General features: G+C 68.2%; 9 protein-coding genes. 4 read left to right on the forward strand and 5 right to left on the reverse strand.

Going from position 1 to position 9,143, the window contains the following annotated elements; all coding sequences use genetic code 11:
* On the forward strand, positions 1 to 1,066 hold a 1,066-nt coding region (locus JYJ84_RS20875; RefSeq protein WP_205189422.1), incomplete at its 5' end, for an ATP-binding protein.
* A gap of 78 nt (positions 1,067 to 1,144) precedes the next feature.
* Here JYJ84_RS20875 and JYJ84_RS20880 read toward each other — a convergent pair.
* From JYJ84_RS20880 to JYJ84_RS20895, 4 genes are all read right to left on the reverse strand, one after another.
* The gene (locus JYJ84_RS20880) at positions 1,145 to 1,756 is read right to left on the reverse strand and encodes an alpha/beta fold hydrolase (protein WP_174961252.1); all 612 of its coding nucleotides are present in this window, start codon (positions 1,754 to 1,756) and stop codon (positions 1,145 to 1,147) included.
* 53 nt (positions 1,757 to 1,809) lie between these two features.
* Positions 1,810 to 2,544 carry a metallophosphoesterase gene (locus JYJ84_RS20885; RefSeq protein WP_175222983.1) on the reverse strand — a complete coding sequence of 245 codons (735 nt, stop codon included), beginning with the start codon at positions 2,542 to 2,544 and terminating at the stop codon, positions 1,810 to 1,812.
* Positions 2,545 to 2,674: 130 nt separating this feature from the next.
* Complete coding sequence (locus JYJ84_RS20890) at positions 2,675 to 3,211, reverse strand: GNAT family N-acetyltransferase (RefSeq protein WP_175222984.1); 537 nt, start codon at positions 3,209 to 3,211, stop codon at positions 2,675 to 2,677.
* A 12-nt stretch (positions 3,212 to 3,223) separates the two neighbouring features.
* The gene (locus JYJ84_RS20895) at positions 3,224 to 3,862 is read right to left on the reverse strand and encodes a LysE family translocator (protein WP_175222985.1); all 639 of its coding nucleotides are present in this window, start codon (positions 3,860 to 3,862) and stop codon (positions 3,224 to 3,226) included.
* 299 nt (positions 3,863 to 4,161) lie between these two features.
* Here JYJ84_RS20895 and JYJ84_RS20900 point away from each other — a divergent pair, with 299 nt between their 5' ends.
* The 3 genes from JYJ84_RS20900 to JYJ84_RS20910 all read left to right on the forward strand — a co-directional run bounded on the left by JYJ84_RS20900 (position 4,162) and on the right by JYJ84_RS20910 (position 8,282).
* Positions 4,162 to 5,355 (forward strand): porin, encoded by a 1,194-nt coding sequence (locus JYJ84_RS20900; protein ID WP_122948001.1) that lies wholly within the window; start codon positions 4,162 to 4,164, stop codon positions 5,353 to 5,355.
* 60 nt (positions 5,356 to 5,415) lie between these two features.
* Positions 5,416 to 5,886, forward strand: coding sequence for a GFA family protein (locus tag JYJ84_RS20905; protein WP_374102115.1), 471 nt, complete (start codon positions 5,416 to 5,418; stop codon positions 5,884 to 5,886).
* A 473-nt stretch (positions 5,887 to 6,359) separates the two neighbouring features.
* Positions 6,360 to 8,282, forward strand: coding sequence for an SMP-30/gluconolactonase/LRE family protein (locus tag JYJ84_RS20910; RefSeq protein ID WP_122947999.1), 1,923 nt, complete (start codon positions 6,360 to 6,362; stop codon positions 8,280 to 8,282).
* 103 nt (positions 8,283 to 8,385) lie between these two features.
* Here JYJ84_RS20910 and JYJ84_RS20915 read toward each other — a convergent pair.
* On the reverse strand, positions 8,386 to 9,143 hold a 758-nt coding region (locus JYJ84_RS20915; RefSeq protein WP_205189423.1), incomplete at its 5' end, for a c-type cytochrome.

Raw genomic sequence — 9,143 nt, forward strand, 5'->3', positions numbered from 1 at the left:
CCTCGGGCCCGGCGAGACCGGCACGCCGCCGGAAGCGCGGCTGTCGGCGCGCGTCGAGCGGTCGATCTCGGACGGCATCGGCGGCGACTACCCGCTGACCGCGAACGCGATTCCCGGCGATCGCGAACATCTGCAGGTGCATCTGCGCCTGACCGACGGGTCGCCGCTGACGATCGACATCCATCCGATGTCGACGGTGCCGCTGTCGGGCTGGCTGCCGGTCGTGCTCGTGCTGCAGCTCGCGGTGCTGGCCGCGTGCTGCTGGCTCGCGGTGCGACTCGCGACGCGGCCGCTCAAGCAACTCGCGCAGGCCGCCGATGCACTCGGCCCCGACTTGAAGGGCGAGCGGCTGAACGAGGGCGGGCCGTCCGAAGTCGCGCGCGCCGCCCGGGCGTTCAACGCGATGCAGGATCGCATCGCGCAGTACATGGCCGAGCGCATGCAGATCCTCGCGTCGATCTCGCACGACCTGCAGACGCCGATCACGCGGATGCGCTTGCGCGCCGACATGATGGACGACGACGCGCAGGGCGCGAAGCTGCGCCAGGACCTGCTCGAGATGGAGCATCTGGTGAAGGAGGGCGTCGCGTACGCGCGGACGCTGCACGGCACCGAGGAGGCCGCGCGCCGCATCGATCTCGATGCGCTGCTCGACAGCATCGTGTGCGACTACACGGATGCGGGGCAGGATGTCGCGCTGCACAGCCGTGCGCCGCTCGCGCTCGTCACGCGCCCGAAGGCGCTGCGGCGTATCGTCGGCAACCTCGTCGACAACGCGCTGAAGTTCGCAGGCGCGGCCGAGATCGACGTGCATGCCGCGCCGGATGGCGGCGCGGTGATCGCGGTGCTCGACCGCGGGCCCGGCATTCCGGACGATCAGCTCGACGCGGTGTTCGAGCCGTTCCGGCGCGTGGAGACGTCGCGCAACCGCGAGACGGGCGGCACGGGGCTCGGCCTGGCGATCGCGCGGCAACTCGCGCTCGCGATGGGCGGCACGCTCACGCTGAACAACCGGACGGACGGCGGCGGGCTGGAAGCGCGGCTCACGTTGAGGAATGCGGGGTGATGTGATGCGGCGCGTGAGCGGCGTGGTTTCAGGGTCGCGCCGAAGCTGAAGCCGAAGCCGAAGCTGAAACGCGCGACGTCACACGCGCTGCAGATGCGCATCGACGAGCGGTGCGAGCGTGGCCGCATGCACGGCCGCGAGATCGTGCCGGCCGCCCGGCACGACGTGCAGCTGCGCATCGGGCAACCGTTCGAGCAGGCGCCGGCCGGCCGCGACGGGGCTGATCGGATCGTCATCGCCCCACAGCAGCAGCGTCGGCTGCGCGATGCGGCCGATCTCCTGCGACAGGTCGGCCCGGAACGTCAGGAACCAGTCGGGAAGCTGCGGGTTGGCTTCCGCGAAACCGGTGCGCCAGTCCTGCGCGCCGAGCCCTGCCATGTCGAGTCCGCCGGACGTGACCGTCAGCACGAGGTGCGTGATCAGCCCAGGCTTGTCGAGCGCCGCGCGCATCGCGATCACGCCGCCCATCGATTGCGCGATCACGGCGGTCGGCCGGTCGATCATGTCCAGCACACGACGCACGAGGCTGTCGAAATCGTCGACGGCCGGATCGTGCGGCGTGTCGCCGAAGCCCGGATAGCTGACGATCCGGCGCTCGGCCGGATGCGTCAGGAGCCCGGCGAGCGGTTGCCAGAAGGCGGTGCTGCCCGATGCGCCGGGCAGGAAAAGCAGTTGCGACGGAACGGGCATGGCGGTGCGGTTTTCCGGTGAACGAAGTGAAGCGGGATGATGGGGCGGGCGTGTCAGCAACGGCCGGTGCGCAGTGCGACGACCCAGTCGTCGCGGCCGCGCGTGGCGGCGGTGGCCGCAGCCGTGTGCCAGTCGTATTCGACCGCATGGAGTTCGACGTTCCAGCCGGCCGCCGTGCGCGACACCATCGCATAGCGCGCATGCGGCGAACCCGTCTCGATGCGGTGCGGATGCGGCAGGTCGTCCGCGTACGCCTGCAGGCCGACGCTGCCCGGGTTGACGATCAGCCGGCCGTCGTCGAGCTTCGCCGTCCGCGGGATGTGCGTGTGACCGCACAGGATCAGCGACGCCGGTGCGTCGCCCGCGCGCTGCGCGATTTCATCGGGCGTGGCCGCGCGGCAGCCGTCGGGTGTGACCGTTTCGAGGAAATAGACGAGGTCGCTGTCGGGCGTGCCGTGCACCATCAACACGTCGTCGCCGAGCATCGCGCGTTCGGGCAGCGCGGCGATCCAGTCGAGATGATCGGCGCGCAGCGTGTCATGCGCCCAGCGATCCGACAGCCGCATCGACTCGCGCTCGCCGGTGAGCAGTTGCCGTTCGTGGTTGCCCTTGATGGTCGGCAGGTCGAGCGCGATCAGGCGGTCGGCCGTTTCGGCCGGGTGGAGCGCGCCCGACAGGATGTCGCCGAGATTGACGATCACGTCGGCACCGCGGCGGCGGACGTCGTCGAGCACCGCGTCGAGTGCGGCGAGGTTGCCGTGGATGTCGGACAGCGCGGCGATTTTCATTGCGGATCGTCGTGGACGGAAACGGCGATTGTCGCCAATTCGGCGCAGGCCGTCCAATGGCGGGCGCCTGCGCCTGCGCCTGCGCCTGCGCAGCCGTGAGCGGTCTGACGTGAAGCCGCGGGGGGGCGCGTCAGTCGGTCGCGAGGCGCGCGTACATCGCGAAATCGCCCGGCGTGCCGCGTACCATCTTGTACGCGCGCAACAGCCCTTCGTAGCGGTAGCCGCACTTTTGCAGCACGCGCGCGGAGCCCGCGTTGCTGGTCAGCACGACGCCCTGCATGCGCATGAAGCCGCCGTCCGCGAATGCCCACGCGGTGACGGCCGCGCACAGCGCGCTCGCGATCCCGCGCCCCCAGTGCGACGGCGCGAGATCGTATGCGATCTCCGCCGAGCGGTTCACGGTGGACACGGTATGCAGGCCGATCGTCCCGGCGAGCGCGCCCGATGCGTCGTCGATCACGGCAAGGCGCCGGATCGAATCCGGGTCGGCCGACTCGATGGCGTCGAACAGCGGCAGCAGATCGTCGGGCGAGCGCAGGTTCCAGCTCGTGTGGCGGAAGACGTCGGGGTTCGTCAGGTACGCGTGCCACGCGTCGAGGTCGGCGCGTTCGAGCTGGCGGAGCGACAGGCCGGGAAAGCCGGAGCGGGGCGGTGCGGCGATTCTCATCGGTATCCGCTCCTACGCCGCATGACGCCGGTACAGCGCGAGCGACCCGGCGAGCGCGAGCAGCATCGCGCCGCAGGTGCGTTCGAGCCACAGCGCACCCGCGCGCTTCAGCAGCCGCACCGCGCGTGCGCCGAGCAGCGCGTAGCCGAACATCACCGCGCCGTCGAGCAGCGCGAACGTGACCGCGAGCGCGACGTATTGCGGCGCGAGCGGCGCGGACGGATCGAGGAACTGGGGCAGGAAGGCGGAGAAGAACAGATAGCCCTTCGGGTTCGTCACCGCCGTGAGGAAACTCTTCGCGAAGATCGACGCGTTGCGCCCTCCGGATGCCGCGCCAGCGTGCGCGGCGGCGGCGACGTCGAGCGAGCCCTTCGACATCAGCAGCCGGATGCCGACATAGGCGAGGTACGTGGCGCCGAGCCACTTCACCACCGAGAACCAGAACGCCGACGCCATCAGCAGCGCGCCGAGGCCGAGCGCGACCGCGACGATCAGCACGAAGTCGGACAGCATCGCGCCCGCGAAGCCGTAGGCCGCGCGGCGCACGCCGTAGCGCGAGCCGTTGGTCAGCGCGAGCAGCACGGTCGGGCCGGGTGTCGCGATACCGACGAAGGCGACGGCGGCGAAGATCAGCAAGGTCGTTTCATGCATGAAGGCACTCCCGATGGACGGCGCGTTCGATTATCGGCCGTGCTCGCCCGGGCTGTACAGGGCGGCGCACCGCGCACACGGCCGCCCGTTCGACTATCTCGATTTTGGAAATGAACTGTTTTCATTATTCCACTTTCGACCGGAACCGGTTCCATTTACCATGACGACCGCAGCGGGCATGCCCGCCGCGTCGTCGCGCGCGCGTCGCCGGCCTCGCCCGCCGGTGGTTCTCGTCGCCCGCGCGCTACTCGCAACTGACAGCCAGAACAACGGGTTCACCGCCCGGAGACACGACAATCATGAACAAGCAACTGATCGCAGCCCCGCTGCTGCTCTCGCTCGCGGGCATCGCCGCCGCGCAAAGCTCCGTCACGCTGTACGGCATCGTCGATGCAGGCGTGACCTATCGCAGCAACGAGCGGGTCGGCTCGGCGGGCGCGTACACGGGCCATTCGGACGTCGCGCTCACGACCGGCAACCTGTCCGGCAGCCGCTGGGGCATCAAGGGTTCCGAGGATCTCGGCGGCGGCATGCGCGCGCTGTTCGTCCTCGAGAACGGCTTCGACATCACGAACGGCACGTCGGGCCAGGGCGGCCGCCAGTTCGGCCGCCAGGCGTTCGTCGGCCTCGGCAGCGACCGCTATGGCACGGTTTCGCTCGGCCGCCAGTACACGTCGCTCGACGACTTCGTGAGCCCGGTCGGCCCGTCGTCGTACATCGGCGGCTTCGGCGCGCACCCGGGCGATATCGACGACCTCGACCAGACCGCGCGTGTCGACAGCTCGATCAAGTACACGAGCGCCAACTACTCGGGCTTCACGTTCGGCGCGCTGTACGGCTTCGGCAGCCAGCCGGGCAGCATGAAGCAGCGCAACACGTGGAGCGTCGGTGCGGGGTACGCGGCGGGCCCGCTGCGCGTCGGGGTCGGTTTCGAGCGTTCGGACAACAGCAAGACGGGCGCGACCGATCCGACGACCGGCAAGTGGCAGAGCACCGACGACGGGCTGTTCAACTCGTCGATCAACGAAGGCTATGCGAGCGCGCAATCGCAGCAGATCATCGCGACCGGCGCGACCTACGACTTCGGCCCGGCCGTCGTCGGCGTGAACTACAGCAACGTGCAGTACCGCAGCGGCGGCCAGTCGCTGTTCACGGGCCACGCGACGTTCAACGTCGCGGGCGTGTTCACGCGCTGGAACGTGCGCCCGCAGACGCAACTGTTCGCGGGCTACAGCTACACGCGCGGCAGCGATGTCGATGGCGTGGACGACCGCGCGCAGTATCACAACGTCACGCTCGGCGCCGTCTACGACCTGTCGAAGCGCACCAGCGTGTACCTGCTCGGCGCGTACCAGCATGCGTCGGGCATGACGCTCGACGCGCTGGGCCGGCCGGTGGCGGCGACCGCGTCGGTGTCCGACAAGGCGAACGGCCACTCGTCCGATTCGCGTTCGCAGGCCATCGTCAGCCTGGGCCTGCGCCAGAAGTTCTGACGCGCAGCGATCGTTGCGGTCGCAACGTTGCCCGCGCTTGATGCCGGCAACGTTGCACGCATGCTCCTGTGCTGCCGCCTCCTTTTTTCGAGGAGACGACATGACCGAACGCACTCCGCGAGTTGCCTGTGCGGCAGCGTCACCGTGACGCTGCGCGGCGAGCCGGCGGCGCGCGCGAACTGCCATTGCGCGACCTGCCGCGATTTCTACGGCACGCCGGTGCTGTCCGCGACCGCGTGGCCGCCGGAGCAGGTGGCTGTCGAAGGCGGTAGCGCGACGTTCCCGCACCCGGCGAGGTCGATGTCGCGCACGTACTGCGCGTCGTGCGGCGAGATCGTGTTCGGCACCAACCGGCTTGGCATGCGCGTCGTGCCGAACAGCCTGGCCGCGCGTGCGCACGGCGGGCAGTTGCCCGGCGACCTGCAGCCGACGATGCACCTGTTCTACCGGCAGCGCGTGATCGACGTCGTCGACGCGCTGCCGAAATTCGTCGACGGCTGGGACGGCCCGACGCTCGACGAAGCGAGCTGAACGATCGCGGCCGCGTGCCGGCATGGCCGGCGCGCGGTTCCGGTTTGCTTCACGGTCTCCCGCTTTTCCCTTCCTGCTTTCCTCCCTTTCTTCCGCCGCATGCCGCTGCGCTGAATCGCGACAACGCGATTGCGCCGGATAATATTTTTTTCCTTTCATTTTAATTTCGATTTGTAATCATCGAGTCCGTCTCCGGGGAATGAAAGAGCAATGCGGGCATTTCAGAAAAAATGACGCATTCGCATGGATCGACCCGGAAGAAAATGCCGGGGAAAAAGCACCGAAATCGTGTGGCCGGCAAGCCGCTGCGGCGCGGTGAGCGGGCTTGACCATCGTTGACGGAAAGCGCCGGACGGCAAAAGGAACGGCGTGAATAATTCGGGGTGACGGCGAATGCGCTTTAGCCGGAATCACCAATATTTCATGCGCCGCGATTTACAGTGTCGACAATCGAACGTTCGGGAGCATTATTCATGTCAATGAAACAAATTCGGGCGGCGTTGCTGGGAATGTGCGTGGCGATGCTGGCGCCGGCGAGTCACGCGCAGGTGCAATACTCGACCGACTGGCTCGCGAACACGTACGGCACGCTGGCCCAGCACGTCGGCAATGCGGCGCGCTCGATGTGGGTCGCGCCCGAGGGCGTGATCTACACGGCGTCGCGCTGGGACGAGAACGCGGGCGGCGTCGCGCTCTACCAGAACGGCCAGCCGATGGGCACGATCGGCATCCACGACGAATTCCAGGGCGGCGCGATTACCGGCAACGCGACGTCGCTGTTCGTCGCGCTCGGCTACAACCGCACCTTCGGCAGCGGCTCGGTGGGCCGCTACGATCGCAGCACGAACAAGCGTGACCTGCGCATCCCGGTCAGCACGTGGACGGGCCTCCCGAACCCGGACGTGATCACCGGCCTCGCGACGGCCGGCAACCTGCTGTATGCAAGCGATTTCTACGGCAACCGCGTGCGCGTGTACACGACGGAAGGCGTCTGGCAGCGCGACATCGGCGTGACCGGGCCCGGTGCGCTGGCGCTCGATGCGGCGGGCAACCTGTGGGTCGCGCGCATGAGCGCGGGCGTGGTCGTGCAGTACAGCGCGACCGGCACGCTGATGAACACGATCCAGATGGCGGCCGGCGCGCGGCCGTCGGCGCTGTATTTCGACGCGTCGACGGGGCAGTTGCTGGTGGGCGACCAGGGCCGCGACATGAACGTCAAGATCTACAGCCTCGCCGGGTTGCCGCAGCAGATCGGCACGTTCGGTGTGCAGGGCGGCTATCTCGACACGACCTCGGGCATCAAGGGGCAGGTCGGCGACAAGCGCTTCACGCGCGTGGTCGGCATCGGCAAGGATTCGGGCGGCAACCTGTACGTGCTCAACAACGCGTGGGGCGGCGGCTGGGATCTCGGGCGCAACGGCAGCACCGACCTGCATGCATACAGCCCGACGGGTGCGCTGCAATGGAAGCTGCAGGCGCTGAACTTCGAGGCGATCGCCGCGCCCGACCCGGCAACCGACGGCGCGTTCTTCTACAGCGGCAACAACGTCTATACGGGCTCGGCGGGCGGCACATTCGTCGCGAACACGGTCGATCCGTTCACCTACCCGAAGGATCCGCGCCTCGACATGAACGACTACCAGCGCGGCCAGCACTTCGGCCAGCTCGTGACGGTCGGCGGCAACCGGATTCTCGTCGCGTCGGGCCAGAACCCCGGCAACTTCAATTTCTATTACTTCACGCCGGCCACCGGCTATATCGCGAATCCGGCCGGCTCGCTGCCGGGCAAGCCGTTCAACACGACGCTGCAGGTCACGACCGGTTTCGACATCGACGGCAACGGTGACGTATGGGCGGGGCTGAACGGCTCCAACGCGATTACCCGCTACCCGATGACGGGTTTCGACGCGACCGGCAAGCCGTCATGGGGCAAGCCGGTGACGACGCCCGTACCGAGCACCGTGGCGCCGACCACGCGGATCGTCTACCAGTCGGACAGCGACACGATGATTCTCGCGCAGGGCCTCGCGAACAATTGGGACTGGACCGCGATGAACGGGCACATCGAGGTCTATCACGGCTGGAAGAGCGGCAACACGACCGCGCCGAACCCGGTGATCAACCTGACCAGCGCGAACCCGAAATCGATCGCGGCGGCCGGCCACTACCTGTTCGTCGGCTATGTGCACACCGTGCCGAACGTCGACGTGTTCGATCTCAACACGGGCGCCCTCGTCACGACGCTGACCAACTCGAACACGTCGGCGATGGACGTCGGCAACGACGTCGACTCGATGTACGGGATCCGCGCGTACCTGCGCTCGACCGGCGAATACGTGATCACGAAGGACAACTACAACGGCACGAGCATGATCGTGTATCGCTGGCATCCGTGAATGCGCAAGCAGCGCAGGCAGTGCAGGCCGTGCGGGCAGTGCAGGCCGTGCGGGCCGGATGGCCGGATGGCCGGATGGCCGAATGGCCGGCACGGCGCCTGCGTCACGGTGCGCCGAGCACGTGCCCGTTCACGCTGAGCCCGTACATCGAATCGGGCGAATCGTGGAACTTCGCGCGGGTGTCCTGCACCGAGCCCGTGAAGCGCGGGTCCTGCGGACGCTCGTGGCTGTCCATGAAGGTCGCGACGTCCCATGCCTCCTGATCGGTCAGCGTGCCGCCGAGCCCGAGCGGCATGTTGGCCTTGATGAAGCCGGCTGCATTGCGGATGTCGCCCATCCCCGCGCCCCAGTTGAACGACCGCGCGCCCCACAGCGCGGGGAAGACCGCCTTGCCGCCGCTCGACTGCCCCTGGCCGTCCGCGCCGTGGCACAGCGCGCAGTGCTGCGTGTAGACGGCGGCGCCGCGCGCATAGTCGGCCTTCTGCGCGGGCGGCGGCAGTTTCAGGAAACCCTGCCCCGGCAGCTTCGTGCCGACCGGCGCGCCCTTCGCGAGCCAGTACGAATAGGTTTCGAGCGCAACGAGGATCGGGTCGCCGGCCGGCGGCGCCTTGCCGTTCATGCTGTAGCGGAAGCACCCCTGCAGGCGCTCGGCGAACGTGTTCACGTGGCCATTCTTGCTGCGGTACGCCGGATACAGCAGGTACGCGGCCCATATCGGGCTCGAATCGGGCCGGCGGCCCGCGTCGAGGTGGCAGCTCGCGCAGGTCAGCTTGTTGCCGACGTACTTGCCCGCGAATTCGGGCGTGTGCAGGAAGATCTGCTCGCCGAGCTTCACGGTCTTGCCGAACTCGTCGGCGGGTA

It is taken from the genome of Burkholderia sp. LMG 13014, assembly GCF_905232215.1.
Taxonomy (GTDB): Bacteria; Pseudomonadota; Gammaproteobacteria; order Burkholderiales; family Burkholderiaceae; genus Burkholderia.